Annotated in this window: 12 protein-coding genes; 8 read left to right on the top strand and 4 right to left on the bottom strand. The window is 62.2% G+C overall.

Going from position 1 to position 13,224, the window contains the following annotated elements:
- Positions 1 to 15: 15 nt before the first annotated feature.
- The 8 genes from urtA to XH91_RS33465 all read left to right on the top strand — a co-directional run bounded on the left by urtA (position 16) and on the right by XH91_RS33465 (position 8,036).
- On the top strand, positions 16 to 1,275 hold the full coding sequence (urtA, locus tag XH91_RS33500; protein WP_128954572.1) for an urea ABC transporter substrate-binding protein: 1,260 nt from the start codon (positions 16 to 18) through the stop codon (positions 1,273 to 1,275).
- A gap of 131 nt (positions 1,276 to 1,406) precedes the next feature.
- The gene (urtB, locus tag XH91_RS33495; protein ID WP_128954571.1) at positions 1,407 to 2,333 is read left to right on the top strand and encodes an urea ABC transporter permease subunit UrtB; all 927 of its coding nucleotides are present in this window, start codon (positions 1,407 to 1,409) and stop codon (positions 2,331 to 2,333) included.
- 18 nt (positions 2,334 to 2,351) lie between these two features.
- Positions 2,352 to 3,494 carry an urea ABC transporter permease subunit UrtC gene (urtC, locus tag XH91_RS33490; RefSeq protein WP_128954570.1) on the top strand — a complete coding sequence of 381 codons (1,143 nt, stop codon included), beginning with the start codon at positions 2,352 to 2,354 and terminating at the stop codon, positions 3,492 to 3,494.
- A gap of 64 nt (positions 3,495 to 3,558) precedes the next feature.
- On the top strand, positions 3,559 to 4,314 hold the full coding sequence (urtD, locus tag XH91_RS33485) for an urea ABC transporter ATP-binding protein UrtD (protein WP_128954569.1): 756 nt from the start codon (positions 3,559 to 3,561) through the stop codon (positions 4,312 to 4,314).
- Positions 4,315 to 4,534: 220 nt separating this feature from the next.
- Positions 4,535 to 5,224, top strand: coding sequence for an urea ABC transporter ATP-binding subunit UrtE (gene urtE, locus XH91_RS33480; protein WP_128954568.1), 690 nt, complete (start codon positions 4,535 to 4,537; stop codon positions 5,222 to 5,224).
- 27 nt (positions 5,225 to 5,251) lie between these two features.
- The gene (gene fmdA / locus XH91_RS33475; RefSeq protein WP_128954567.1) at positions 5,252 to 6,481 is read left to right on the top strand and encodes a formamidase; all 1,230 of its coding nucleotides are present in this window, start codon (positions 5,252 to 5,254) and stop codon (positions 6,479 to 6,481) included.
- A 91-nt stretch (positions 6,482 to 6,572) separates the two neighbouring features.
- Positions 6,573 to 6,950 carry an FmdB family zinc ribbon protein gene (locus XH91_RS33470; protein ID WP_128954566.1) on the top strand — a complete coding sequence of 126 codons (378 nt, stop codon included), beginning with the start codon at positions 6,573 to 6,575 and terminating at the stop codon, positions 6,948 to 6,950.
- A 45-nt stretch (positions 6,951 to 6,995) separates the two neighbouring features.
- Complete coding sequence (locus XH91_RS33465) at positions 6,996 to 8,036, top strand: aliphatic amidase (RefSeq protein ID WP_128954565.1); 1,041 nt, start codon at positions 6,996 to 6,998, stop codon at positions 8,034 to 8,036.
- Between the two features lie 9 nt (positions 8,037 to 8,045).
- Here the strand turns inward: XH91_RS33465 and XH91_RS33460 are convergent, their stop codons facing one another.
- The 4 genes from XH91_RS33460 to XH91_RS33445 form a co-directional block, all read right to left on the bottom strand.
- Positions 8,046 to 8,876: an MlaD family protein gene (locus tag XH91_RS33460; RefSeq protein WP_128954564.1), complete on the bottom strand. Its 831-nt coding sequence runs from the start codon at positions 8,874 to 8,876 to the stop codon at positions 8,046 to 8,048.
- 148 nt (positions 8,877 to 9,024) lie between these two features.
- Positions 9,025 to 11,244, bottom strand: coding sequence for an acetate--CoA ligase family protein (locus XH91_RS33455; protein ID WP_128954563.1), 2,220 nt, complete (start codon positions 11,242 to 11,244; stop codon positions 9,025 to 9,027).
- 133 nt (positions 11,245 to 11,377) lie between these two features.
- Complete coding sequence (locus XH91_RS33450) at positions 11,378 to 12,370, bottom strand: glycosyltransferase family 2 protein (protein WP_128954562.1); 993 nt, start codon at positions 12,368 to 12,370, stop codon at positions 11,378 to 11,380.
- 160 nt (positions 12,371 to 12,530) lie between these two features.
- Positions 12,531 to 13,100, bottom strand: a complete 570-nt coding sequence (locus tag XH91_RS33445) for a class GN sortase (RefSeq protein WP_128955074.1) — start codon at positions 13,098 to 13,100, stop codon at positions 12,531 to 12,533.
- Positions 13,101 to 13,224: the final 124 nt, after the last annotated feature.

Here is a 13,224-nt window from a genome sequence, read left to right as displayed (position 1 = left end):
AACAGTGGGGTGCTCATGTCAGACGAAACCAACAAGGGCTTGTTGTCGCCGCTCCGGCGCAAACTATTGATGGGAATGGCGGCCGTGCCCGCCATCACCATGCTACCGCGGACCTCGTTTGCGGAGGCCCCGGCGACCTCGGCGGTCAACACCACGGGTCTTGCGGTCACCGACACCGAGGTGACGGTCGGCATCCTGCACTCGGCCACCGGCACCATGGCGATCTCCGAGACCGGCTCGATCGAGGCCGAAAAGCTCGCCATCGAGCAGATCAACGCCGCCGGCGGGGTGCTCGGGCGCAAGATCAAGTTCATCCAGGAAGACGGCGCCAGCGACTGGCCGACCTTCGCCGAGAAGGCGAAGAAGCTGCTGGTCAACGACAAGGTTGCGGCGATCATGGGCTGCTGGACCTCGGCTTCCCGCAAGGCGGTGCTGCCTGTCGTCGAGCAGTACAACGGCATGCTCTACTACCCGACCTTCTATGAAGGCCTCGAGCAGTCCAAGAACGTGATCTACACCGGCCAGGAAGCGACCCAGCAGATCCTCGCCGGCCTGAACTGGATCGCCAAGGAGAAGGGCGCGAAAACCTTCTTCTTCATCGGTTCCGATTACATCTGGCCGCGCACCTCCAACAAGATCGCGCGCAAGCACGTCGAGAACGTGCTGAAGGGCAAAGTCGTCGGCGAGGAGTATTATCCGCTCGGCAACACCCAGTTCAACTCGGTCATCAACAAGATCAAGCTGACCAAGCCCGACGTGATCTTCACCGACGTCGTCGGCGGCTCCAACGTCGCGTTCTACAAGCAGCTCAAGGCCGCCGGCATCGACCTCTCCAAGCAGGCGCTGCTGACGATCTCGGTGACCGAAGACGAAATCGACGGCATCGGCGGTGAGAACATCGCGGGCGCCTATGCCTGCATGAAGTACTTCCAGTCGCTCGACAATCCCAACAACAAGGCGTTCGTGCCCGCGTTCAAGAAGATGTGGGGCGAAAAGACCGTGATCGGAGACGTCACCCAGGCTGCCTATCTTGGCCCGTGGCTGTGGAAGCTGACGGTCGAGAAGGCCGGCTCCTTCGATATCGACAAGATCGCGGCGGCTTCGCCGGGCGTCGAGTTCAAGGGCGCGCCCGAAGGCTATGTGCGCATCCACGAGAACCATCACCTCTGGTCGAAGACCCGCGTCGGCCGCGCCAAGCTCGATGGCCAGTTCGAGCTGATCTACGAGACCGCCGATCTCGTCGAACCGAATCCGTTCCCGAAGGGCTACCAGTAAGAAGCGCGGCGATCGCCGCAGTTTCCCTCAAGCTCAAGCCGCTCCCTGGCGTGGATTGCAAGTCCATGCCCAAGACCCCGCGTCGCGAATTTGCTCGCGACGCGGGACCCATTACCCGACGGAGGACATCGATGTTCGGCGACTACTCGCTTGGTGATCTTGGCTCCATCTTCGTCATGCAGGGCTTTGCAGGGCTGATCCTGTTCTCGGTCTACGTGCTGATGGCGCTCGGTCTTGCGATCATCTTCGGCCAGATGGGCGTCATCAACATGGCCCATGGCGAATTCATGATCCTCGGTGCCTACGTCACCTGGATGACCTCCAATCTGTTCCAGACCTACATGCCTGGTCTGTTCGGCGGCTACTTCTTCCTCGCCATGATCCTCGCCTTCCTCGCCTCGGGTGCGCTGGGAATGCTGGTGGAATGGGCGCTGATACGGCATCTCTACAAGCGTCCGCTCGACACGCTGCTCGCGACCTGGGGCCTCAGCCTGATGTTGCAGCAGGCGTATCGCTCCGTGTTCGGCGCGCGCGAGGTCGGCGTCGAGCTGCCGCAATGGATGCTCGGCTCCCTGCAAGTGACTTCCAGCATCGAAGTCCCCATCAACGGCGTCTTCGTGATGTGCCTGACCGTGTTGATCACCATCGCGGTCGCCTACGTGATGTACAAATCGCGCTGGGGCCGCCAGGTCCGCGCCGTCGTGCAGAATCGCATCATGGCCGGCGCCGTCGGCATCAACACCGAGAAGGTCGACCGCTACACCTTCGGTCTCGGCTGCGGCATCGCCGGCGTCGCCGGCAGCGCCTTCACTATGATCGGCTCGACCGGTCCGACCTCCGGCCAGCTCTACATCGTCGACACGTTCCTCGTCGTCGTGTTCGGCGGCGCTGCGAGCCTGCTCGGCACCATCGCCTCGGCCTTCTCGATCTCGCAGACGCAATCCACCCTCGAGTTCTTCATGTCGGGCTCGATGGCCAAGGTGCTGACGCTGCTCGCCGTTGTCGGAATCCTGATGCTGCGGCCGCAGGGGCTGTTCGCCCTCAAGGTCCGCAAGTGAGAATGTGAGGCTGATGCAATGACCGACAACAGGTTCTTCAATCGATCGGAGCTCATCGGAATTCTGGTGCTCGCGGTGTTCCTGGTGGTGGTGCTGCCGCTCACGCTCGACGTCTTCCGGCTCAACCTGGTCGCAAAATACCTGACCTATGCTTTCGTCGCGCTCGGGCTGGTGATCTGCTGGGGTTATGGCGGCATCTTGAGCCTGGGCCAGGGCGTGTTCTTCGGCCTCGGCGGCTACTGCATGGCGATGTTCCTCAAGCTCGAAGCGTCGAGCGTTGAGAATACCAAGATCCAGTCCACCCCCGGCATTCCCGACTTCATGGACTGGAATCAGATCACGGCGCTGCCGTTCTTCTGGAAGCCGTTCCACAGCCTCACCTTCACGATCGCTGCCATTGTTCTGGTGCCCGGCATCTTCGCCCTGGTCATCGGCACCGCGATGTTCAAGCGCCGCGTCGGTGGCACCTATTTCGCGATCATCACCCAGGCTGTCGCGGCCATTCTCACAATCCTGATCGTGGGCCAGCAGGGCTACACCGGCGGAATCAACGGCATGACCGACCTGCGGACCCTGAAGGGATGGGACATCAGGCCCGACCACGCCAAGATCGTGCTCTACTTCTTCGAGGTCGGCTGCCTGTTCGTCTGCATCATGATCGCGCAGTTCGTCAGGCACTCCAAGCTCGGGCGCATCCTGGTGGCGATGCGCGAGAAGGAGGACCGAGTCCGCTTCTCAGGCTATAGCGTCGCGAACTTCAAGATCTTCGCCTTCTGCATTGCCGCCGTGTTCGCCGCGATCGGAGGCGCCATGTTCGCACTCAATGTCGGCTTCATGTCGCCGTCCTTCGTCGGCATCGTGCCCTCGATCGAGATGGTGATCTACACTGCGGTCGGTGGCCGGCTGTCGATCCTGGGCGCGATCTACGGCACGCTGCTGGTCAACTTCGCCAAGACCAGTCTCTCGGAGACATTCCCTGAATTGTGGTTGTTCGGTCTCGGCGGCCTGTTCATCGCCGTGGTGCTCGCCTTCCCGAACGGTCTTGCCGGGATCTGGGGCGACTATGTGCAGCCGCGCATCGATCGCCTGATCGCCTCGCGCAAACCCAAACCTGACGGCTGGACCGACAGCTCGGTCGCCGACGGCGCCCCGGCAGAGTGAGGAGATCATCATGCTCGTAGGTCATCACGATGCCGATGCCACGCCGGCAGTGAGGAGATAGGTCATGCTCGTCGGTCATCAGCCCAAGGAATTCCTGCTCGCTGTCGAAGCGCTTACCGTGTCGTTTGACGGCTTCAAAGCGGTCAACGATCTCTCTTTCTACGTCGACGAGAACGAGATCCGCGTCATCATCGGCCCGAACGGCGCCGGCAAGACCACCGTGCTCGACCTGATCTGCGGCAAGACCAGAGCAACGTCAGGCTCGATTCAGTTCCGCGGCAAGGAGCTGACGCGGATGAAGGAGAACGAGATCGTCAAGGCCGGAGTGGGACGCAAGTTCCAGAACCCGTCGATCTACGACGACCTCACCGTGTTCGAGAATCTGGAGATCTCCTATCCGCGCGGCCGCTCGGTGTTCGGCGCGCTGACCTTCACCCGCGATGCCGCCGTGCGCGACCGCGTGCACGAAGTGGCCGAGATGATCTTCCTGAAGGACAAGCTGAACATGAGCGCCGATCTGCTCAGCCACGGCCAGAAGCAATGGCTCGAGATCGGCATGCTGCTGATCCAGGACCCGGATCTTCTGATGCTGGACGAGCCGGTCGCCGGCATGAGCGTCTCCGAGCGCGCCAAGACTGCCGAGCTGCTCAATCGCATCATCAAGAACCGGTCGGTGCTGGTGATCGAGCACGACATGAAGTTCGTGGAGGACATCGCGCACAAAGTCACCGTGCTGCATCAGGGCCAGATCCTCTCCGAGGGGACCATGGAGAAGGTGCAGAACGATCCCAAGGTCATTGAAGTCTATCTGGGGCATTGAGTGATGATGAAAGCGAGCGAGTCTGGAGCGGCAGTAACGGTGCACCTCTCCCCTCGTGGGAGAGGTCGGATCGCGGAAGCGATCCGGGTGAGGGGTATCCCTCCGCGCATCAAATTGCCGCTCGTATCCGCAGATGCATACCCCTCATCCGTCGCGGGCTTCGCCCGCGCCACCTTCTCCAAGGGGAGAAGGAAGGCACACCGAGCCTAAGGAGCGCGTCATGCTGGCAATTTCCGATCTTCACGTCGCCTACGGCCAGAGCGAGGTGCTGCACGGCCTCAACGTCAAGGTCGCGCCCAACGAGATCGTTGCGATCATGGGTCGCAACGGCATGGGCAAGACCACGTTGATGAAATCGCTGATGGGCATTCTGCCGACCAAAAGCGGGTCGGTGAACATGGACGGCGCGGAACTGGTCGGCCTGCCCAGTTATGAGCGCGTCGCCAAGGGCCTCGCTTACGTCCCGCAGGGTCGCATGATCTTCTCCACCATGACCGTGAAGGAGAACATCGAGACCGGACTCGTCGTCTCCGGCGGCTCCGAAGTGCCCAGTGACATCTATGAGCTGTTTCCGGTGCTGCTGGAGATGAAGGGTCGTCGCGGCGGCAATCTCTCCGGCGGGCAACAGCAACAGCTCGCCATCGCCCGGGCGCTGGCGACCAAGCCGAAAGTGCTGCTGCTCGACGAGCCGACCGAAGGCATTCAGCCCTCGATCATCAAGGACATGGCACGCACGCTCAAGCGCATTCGTGACGAGAAGGGCCTGTCGATCGTCGTGTCCGAGCAGGTCCTGAGCTTCGCGCTCGATATCGCCGACCGCGTGCTGGTCATCGAGAACGGCGAGATCGTGCGCGATGATCCGCGCGACGCCGTCGATGCTGCGCAAGTCTCGAAATATCTGTCCGTCTAACCAACCGTAGTAAAGGGGAGCCTCTCGATGCCAGAGACACTGATCAAGGTCGATCTCACCAAGTCGGCTTACGAAAATGACATGGTGCACAATCGCTGGCACCCCGACATCCCGATCGTGGCCTGGGTCAATCCCGGCGACGATTTCATCATCGAGACTTACGACTGGACCGGCGGCTTCATCAAGAACAATGATTCCGCCGACGACGTGCGCGACATCGATCTGTCGATCGTGCACTTCCTCTCGGGGCCGATCGGCGTCAAGGGCGCCGAGCCGGGCGATCTTCTGGTGGTTGACCTGCTCGACGTCGGTCCGATGAAGGAGAGCCTCTGGGGCTTCAACGGCTTCTTCTCCAAGCAGAACGGCGGCGGCTTCCTCACCGACCATTTCCCGCTGGCGCAGAAGTCGATCTGGGACATCAAGGGTCTCTACACCTCGTCGCGCCACGTGCCCGGCGTCAACTTCGCCGGCTTGATCCATCCCGGCCTGATCGGCTGTCTGCCCGATCCGAAGATGCTGGAGACCTGGAACAAGCGCGAGGCCGAGCTGATCTCGACCAACCCGACCCGCGTTCCCGGCCTTGCCAATCCGCCATTCGCGGCGACGGCGCATGGCGGCCGTGCCAAGGGCGACGTCAAAGCCAAGATCGGCGCAGAAGGCGCGCGCACTGTGCCGCCGCGGGAGCACGGCGGCAATTGCGACATCAAGGATCTCTCGCGCGGCTCGAAGATCTACTTCCCGGTCTATGTGCCCGGCGCCGGTCTGTCGATGGGCGACCTGCATTTCAGTCAGGGAGACGGCGAGATCACCTTCTGCGGTGCGATCGAGATGGCCGGCTGGCTGCACCTCAAGGTCGAGGTGATCAAGGACGGCATGTCGAAATACGGCATCAAGAATCCGATCTTCAAGCCGTCGCCGATCACGCCGAACTACAAGGACTATCTGATCTTCGAAGGCATCTCGGTCGACGAGCAAGGCAAGCAGCATTATCTCGACGTGCACATTGCCTACCGCCAGGCCTGCTTGAATGCGATCGAATATCTGAAGAAGTTCGGCTACTCCGGCGCTCAGGCCTATTCGATCCTCGGCACCGCGCCGTGCCAGGGCCACATCTCCGGCGTGGTCGACGTGCCCAACGCCTGCGCCACGCTGTGGCTGCCGACGGAGATCTTCGACTTCGACGTGATGCCGTCGGCGGCGGGGCCGATCAAGCACATCGCCGGCGACATCCAGATGCCGATCTCGCCGGACAAGTGAGCGGTGCGTCCCCGTCATCCTGAGGTGCTCGCCTTGCAGGGCAAGGCGAGCTCGAAGGACTGACGGATCAAAGAACACGAAGGACAAAAAGATGCCGGTCTACGAATATCTCTGTGACGATTGCGGTCCGTTCAAGGATTTGCGTCCGATGGCGGAGTGCGACGATCCGCAAAACTGCCCGACCTGCGAGACGATGGCGCCGCGCGTCATCCTGACCGCGCCGAACTTCTTCTGCATGCCGGCAGACAAGCGCAAGGCACATGCCGTCAACGAGCGCAGCTCGCATGCGCCGCAGACGCTGACACAATACAAGGCTTCGCACGGTCCCGGCTGCGGCTGCTGCTCGTCGGGCAAGACCGTCAAGGACAAGAGCGGGACGGACAAGAAGAGGCCCGCGCGGTTGATGACCAAGACCAAAAGCGGCGCGAAGGGCTTTCCAACGGCGCGCCCCTGGATGATCAGCCACTGACGCCAAACGCCAACATCGAACCAATAAAAGACAGGAGCGTCCAACATGCTTCACGGCGATATTTCCAGCAGCAACGACACCGTCGGCGTCGCAGTGGTGAACTACAAGATGCCCCGCCTGCACACCAAGGCCGAGGTGCTCGACAACGCCCGCAAGATCGCCGACATGATCGTCGGCATGAAGGTCGGACTGCCCGGCATGGATCTCGTGATCTTCCCCGAATATTCCACCCAGGGCATCATGTACGACTCCAAGGAGATGTACGAGACGGCCTCGGTGGTCCCAGGCGAAGAGACCGCAATCTTCGCCGAGGCCTGCCGCAAGGCAAAAGTGTGGGGCGTGTTTTCGTTGACCGGCGAGCGCCACGAGGAGCATCCGCACAAGGCGCCCTACAACACCCTGATCCTGATGAACGACAAGGGTGAGATCGTTCAGAAGTACCGCAAGATCATGCCCTGGGTGCCGATCGAAGGCTGGTATCCCGGCAATTGCACCTATGTCTCCGAAGGCCCCAAGGGCATGAAGGTCAGCCTGATCATATGCGACGATGGCAATTTCCCGGAGATCTGGCGCGACTGCGCGATGAAGGGTGCCGAGCTGATCGTACGCTGCCAGGGCTACATGTACCCTGCCAAGGAGCAGCAGGTCATGATCTCCAAGGCCATGGCCTGGGCCAACAACGTCTATGTCGCGGTTGCCAATGCCGCCGGCTTCGACGGCGTCTATTCGTACTTCGGCCATTCCGCGATCATCGGTTTCGATGGCCGTACACTCGGCGAATGCGGCGAGGAGGATTATGGCATCCAGTACGCGCAGCTCTCGAAACACCTGATCCGCGATGCGCGCCGTAACGGCCAGTCGCAGAACCATCTCTACAAGCTGGTTCACCGCGGCTACACCGGCATGATCAACTCCGGCGACAGCCCACGCGGTGTCGCGGCCTGCCCGTATGATTTCTACAAGAACTGGATCGCCGATCCGGAAGGAACGCGGGACATGGTCGAGGCGATGACGCGCTCGACGCCGGGTACGGCCGAATGCCCGATCGATGGCATTCCAAATGAGACGGCGCCGAGCAATTACTAGGAACAGGCTCTATCGCTTCGGCTGCGCCGGCTTGCGTGGCGGGCGCGGGGCGGCGGCGGGAGCAGGCAGCCCGCTCATCTTGTTGGCGGCCTCGCTGACATCGAGCAGAGAGCGACGGGTGTCCTCGAGGAAGCTCGCCGATTTCTTCTTCATGGTGTCGGCGAGCTCGTGCAGCCCCTTCACCTTTTCGAACAGCTCGTCGGCCTTGCCGTCGACGAAACCCGGCACCGCGCCCTCGATCTTCGTAACAGCCTTGTCGAAGCCTGCAAATGCATTGTCGACCTTGAGCATCACGGCGTCGATCTCCTCGCCCTTGCCGCTGAGATCGGCGGTGTAGTTTTCGAACGTCCGCAGGCCGTCCTTGATTGCGGGCGCGTTGCTGACGATGGTGCGGTCGACGCTGTGCAGCGTGTCGACGATGGATTCGGCATCGCTGAGATCGGCGGTCAGCACGGGGATGCCGTCCGAGTCCAGCGGCACCGGCGGCGCAGACGGGGCGCCGCCAATCAGCGAGACCGCGGCAACGCCGGTAAGGCCCTGGAACTCGATGCCGGCCACGGTGTCCTTGCGGATCGGTGCGGTGTTGTCGAGCGACACCAGCGCCACGACCTTGCGCGGACTTTGCAGCTGGATCGACAGGATCTGGCCGGCGGGCACACCGTCGAAATTGACCGGACCGCCGCGGCGCAGTCCGCTTGCGGAACCGCCTTCGAAAACGACGCGCAATTGGCTGCGGCTCTGGCTGGCGCGCCATTTCTGCACGCCGAGCAGACCGCCGAACGCGACGGCGATCACCGTCAATGTCGCCGTTCCGATCACAAGATTGCTCGCGCGTGCCATGAAGTGGAGTCTACGGCCAATGCCCGGAAGTTGGAAGGGAGCCAGTCATGGTACGTAGGGCGGGTTAGCGAAGCGTAACCCGCCACTTTATCGTCCGCCGGCCTACAAACTGGCGGATTACGCTGGCGCTAATCCGCCCTACGCGACATCAATGGCCAGCCGCGCGTTTTGCCGCAGCATTGTTCAGCACGATCAGCGCATCGACCGCAACGCCCGTCCTGGCGTTGATCAGGAATGGATTGACATCGATCGAGGCGATCCGGTCGCCGGCATCCGCGATCAGGTTGGACAGGCCGACCAGCGCCTTTATGGCGGAAGCCTCGTGCAACACGGGCTTGCCGCGATAGCCGCGCATCTTGATGCCGGCCTTGGTCCGGCCGATCAGGAGCCGCGCCTCGGCCTCGTCCAGCGGTGCGCCGGCCAGCGCCACGTCCTTCATCAGCTCGATATCGATGCCCCCGGTGCCGAACAGCACGACCGGCCCCATCTCGGCGTCCAGCGAGGCGCCGACCACGAGCTCGAGGTCGGCCTTGACCTGCTGCGCGATCAGGATGCCGTCGAGCCGTGGCTTGCCTTTCAGCTTGTTCACCCGCGCGGTGATGTCGGCAAACGCCCTCTTCACTTCGGCTGCGCTGTTGAGATTCAACACCACGCCGCCGATATCGGATTTGTGCAGGATCTCGGCGCTGACGACCTTGGCCACGACAGGAAATCCGATCTGCTTGGCGATCTTCACCGCCTCCGCCGCCGTCTGTGCGATTCCCTCCTTCGAAACCGGGATGCCGTAGGCCTTGAGCAGCTTCTTCGAGGCGACCTCGTCGAGCGCGGCGCCGCGCGCCGACTTCAACGCCTTCTCCAGCACGGCGCGTGCTGCCGGCTTCGAGCTCGAGACGATGTCGGGCACCTCCTTCCGCAGCTTCGCATAGGCAAGCAGAGATTTGATTGCGGTCACCGCACGGTCCATGCCCTGCATCACGGCCAGATGCGGCAGCGACTTGCGCAAACCCTTGGTGAACTCGGTGAAGCCGATCGACATCGCGCTGATATAGATCACGGGCTTTGCGGCCCGACCCGCCATTTCGTTGACGATGCGCAAGTTCCGTTCGCGTTGCTCGTGCGGCGCCTTGGGAAACTCGGCGTCGATGATGACGATGTCGATATCGGGATCGTCGATCATCAGCTTGATCGACTTCATGTAGACGGAGGGATCAACGACAGCGGCAAAGCCGGCGTCGAGCGGATTGCCGACGATCGACCCCGGTCCGAGCATCTTGCCGAGCTCACTGCTGACATGCGGGTTCAGTGGCGCGAAATTCAGGCCCTGAGCATAGAAGGCATCGATCAGCATGCCGCGCTTACCGCCCGACAGCGTCACCGCTGCAAGCCGGTTGCCCTTGGGCACGGCGGCGTGGACGAAGCACTCGGTGGTCTCGATCAACTCGTCGAGGCCGGCGACGCGGATCACGCCTTCGCGCGTCGCGATCGCGTCGAATGTCTCGATCGAGCCCGCGAGTGCGCCGGTGTGTGCCATTGCGGCGGCGCGACCACCCTCCGATGATCCGAGCTTGAGCGCGATCACAGGCTTGCTGGCGGCACGCGCGGCCTTGCAGGCGTCGCGAAACGCCCTGGTGTTGCGCACGCCCTCGAGATAGACCACGATCACCTTGACGCTGGGATCCTCGGCGAAATAGCGCATCAGGTCCGGTGTCTCGAGCCCGCTCTCGTTCCCTGTTGTCACCATGTAGCCGACACCGACGCCGCGATCTTCCAGCGCCTGACGGACCGCCATGACGATGGCGCCCGACTGCCCGGCGATCGCCACCGCGCCTTGTTCCATGGTGACGGTACGGTCGTCGATATTGGTGAAGAGCTTTTCGCCGGCGCTCAAATTGCCGAGGCAGTTCGGGCCCGTGACGGCCAACCCTGTCTCGCGCACCGCCCGCTGCAGCTCAGTGGCGAGCCTCTGGCTCTCCTCATCCTGCAATTCGCTGAAGCCCGAGGTGACGATCGTAGCGGACCGCGCGCCGGCGGCGGCGGCGTCCCGAATCACTTGCACCGCAAAGCGTGCCGGCACCAGCACAAGGACGTGGTCGGGCTTTTCAGGGAGGCTTGCAAAATCCTTGTAGCAGGGTACGCCCCAGATGCTCTCGCGCTTGGCGTTGACAGGATAGAGCCCGCCCTCGAAGCCGTATTTGACCAGATTGTTCCAGATGCGCTCGGCGTAATTGCCCGGCTTGTCGGTCGCGCCCACCAGCACGATGTTGTGTGGATGCAGCATGGCATGGATGCCCTTGACGATGTCGCTGGCATCGGGCGGTGGCGACCATGGACGGGCAGGAACCGACGCGGCAGGGACCTGAGCTTCCATGGCGTGACCTCACCTGTTGTTCTTCTTGGCTGCGCGTCAGCTGATCGTATGGTGAGTTGACGGGAGTGGCAACCGGCGGCGCTGCATGCCGCGTGGCGGAATGCGCGGCGGATCGCACGCAACCGCGCCGTCCTCAGTAGCGCAGCACGCCCAGTTTGTAGCCGTAATGATAGGCAACCTGCCGCAGCAGATAAGGCGCAATGGCGCGCCTTATCTGAATCTGTGTCGGATCAAATCCGAGGACGCGACGCCGCAGGATGCCCATTTCCTTGACACCGACCGCGTAGGTTGCCGCCGTTTTCTGTGCGTCATGGATCCGGAAGCAGGAGAGAAACCGCGGCAGGCGTGCGAATTTGAATCCGGCTGCCTGTGCCCGCAGGATGAAGTCCCAGTCCATCGCGAAATGGAAGCTTTCGTCGATTGGGCCGATCGTGTCCCACACGCGCTTGCGCCAGAACATCGTCTCCTGCGGAATGTAGTCGGCATATTGCAGCGTCCTGCCGTCGTGCCGAGGCAGCACCGCGCGTCCAACCTCGAGTCCATCACGATCGATGAAGATGCGGTTGCCGTAGACGATGTCGACATCGGGATGCGACATGAAATAGTTGACGACATGAGCGAGCGTCCCCGGCAGCAGCATGTCGTCGCTGTTGAGATAGGCCATGATCTCACAGTCGACGCCGGCAAAACCGAGATTGATGGCGTTGGATTGGCCCTGATCCGGCTCGCTCTTCCAACTGATGCTGTTGCCGCGGCTCTTCAGGAGATCGACGGTGCCGTCGATCGAAGCGCCGTCCTGCACGTGATAATGCAGGTTCGGGTAGGCCTGGTTGACGATGCTGTCGATCGTGGCGCCGATATATTGCGCATGGTTGTAGCTCGGCGTGACCATTGCGACCCGCGGCGCATTCGCTGGGATCGCAGGCGCGGACTTGAACGCGTTCAGGTTGAGCAGGCGCGGCAGATATTGCTCGAAGGTCCACATCGGCGGCCGTCGCCAGAGGCCTCGAAGCGAGCCACGTCTCTGACCTGCCGCAACGAAACCCAGGTTTCGCTCCAGCAGCGCGACGCGGTTTTCGAGCTGTTCCAATCGATGTTCGAGACGCTGCCTGAACTCTCCGTCCATCTACCCCGTCTTCCCACCCAGATCCGCCGCAAAGACCCGCAGGCCTTCTTATAGGTCTGCTGACGGCAGCGCCAGTTCAGCCGCTTATGACGTCATTGTTCGGCACGTCAGTAAGCCTTGCGGGCGAGAGATCAATCCCGAACTTCGCGATTGCGAACGGCTATTCACGATCGTCTATCAGGGTCGCATGCAGCAGGTAACGTTCGGGGCCGGACGTAACGGCGTCGAACGGCCAGCAAGTCGCAAGGACAAGCTCGAAGCCCTGAGTGTCGGGATCGATGCCGGATGCGTCGAAATGGACGATCGCCGAGGAATCCGCGCGATAGCGAAAGCGCTTTCCGTCGCTGCGTGTGACGTCGATCACATCACCGATGGCGACATTTCGCAGGAAGCGGAAATGTGTATCGCGATGCGCCGCATAGACGGCAACACCGCGCTCGCCGGCGTCAACCGACCGGTGGATGTGGCCGGGTCCAAAGGCGAGCGCCTGGCCGCTCGTACCTTCCAGCACGATCGCGCTGGCGCCGATCCGCTTCACCTCGATCCGCGCCACCGGCCAGGTGTCGGCCCACGACCATGGCTTGACCGGCTGGCCGGTCGCAATGCTGCGTTCGAACGCACGCTCCAGGAGCACCTGCGCGAGCCATGCCTTGGCGTGGATGTAGGCGCCGTCACCGAACAGGATCGTTCCGACCAGCGCCAAGACCAGAGGCGAGATGAGGCGGGGCATTGTTTCCACATTCGTCATTGCGAGCGCAGCGAAGCAATCCAGGGTCTTTCCGAGGAGGCAGTCTGGATTGCTTCGCTGCGCTCGCAATGACGGGAAGAAAAAAGGCGCGCGCGACCTTTGGTTC

It is taken from the genome of Bradyrhizobium guangzhouense (genome assembly GCF_004114955.1).
GTDB lineage: Bacteria > Pseudomonadota > Alphaproteobacteria > Rhizobiales > Xanthobacteraceae > Bradyrhizobium > Bradyrhizobium guangzhouense.
The sequence above is the reverse complement of the archived record's forward strand: the minus strand, read 5'-3'. Positions and strand labels throughout refer to the sequence as shown.

What these genes read in the sequence shown, in the direction of transcription:
- XH91_RS33460 (WP_128954564.1), bottom strand. Translation starts at nt 8,876, where the DNA reads ATGGCACGCGCGAGCAATCTTGTGATCGGAACGGCGACATTGACGGTG.
- XH91_RS33470 (WP_128954566.1), top strand. Translation starts at nt 6,573, where the DNA reads ATGCCGGTCTACGAATATCTCTGTGACGATTGCGGTCCGTTCAAGGAT.
- fmdA (WP_128954567.1), top strand. Translation starts at nt 5,252, where the DNA reads ATGCCAGAGACACTGATCAAGGTCGATCTCACCAAGTCGGCTTACGAA.
- urtB (WP_128954571.1), top strand. Translation starts at nt 1,407, where the DNA reads ATGTTCGGCGACTACTCGCTTGGTGATCTTGGCTCCATCTTCGTCATG.
- urtD (WP_128954569.1), top strand. Translation starts at nt 3,559, where the DNA reads ATGCTCGTCGGTCATCAGCCCAAGGAATTCCTGCTCGCTGTCGAAGCG.
- XH91_RS33445 (WP_128955074.1), bottom strand. Translation starts at nt 13,100, where the DNA reads ATGCCCCGCCTCATCTCGCCTCTGGTCTTGGCGCTGGTCGGAACGATC.
- XH91_RS33465 (WP_128954565.1), top strand. Translation starts at nt 6,996, where the DNA reads ATGCTTCACGGCGATATTTCCAGCAGCAACGACACCGTCGGCGTCGCA.
- urtC (WP_128954570.1), top strand. Translation starts at nt 2,352, where the DNA reads ATGACCGACAACAGGTTCTTCAATCGATCGGAGCTCATCGGAATTCTG.
- XH91_RS33450 (WP_128954562.1), bottom strand. Translation starts at nt 12,370, where the DNA reads ATGGACGGAGAGTTCAGGCAGCGTCTCGAACATCGATTGGAACAGCTC.
- XH91_RS33455 (WP_128954563.1), bottom strand. Translation starts at nt 11,244, where the DNA reads ATGGAAGCTCAGGTCCCTGCCGCGTCGGTTCCTGCCCGTCCATGGTCG.
- urtA (WP_128954572.1), top strand. Translation starts at nt 16, where the DNA reads ATGTCAGACGAAACCAACAAGGGCTTGTTGTCGCCGCTCCGGCGCAAA.
- urtE (WP_128954568.1), top strand. Translation starts at nt 4,535, where the DNA reads ATGCTGGCAATTTCCGATCTTCACGTCGCCTACGGCCAGAGCGAGGTG.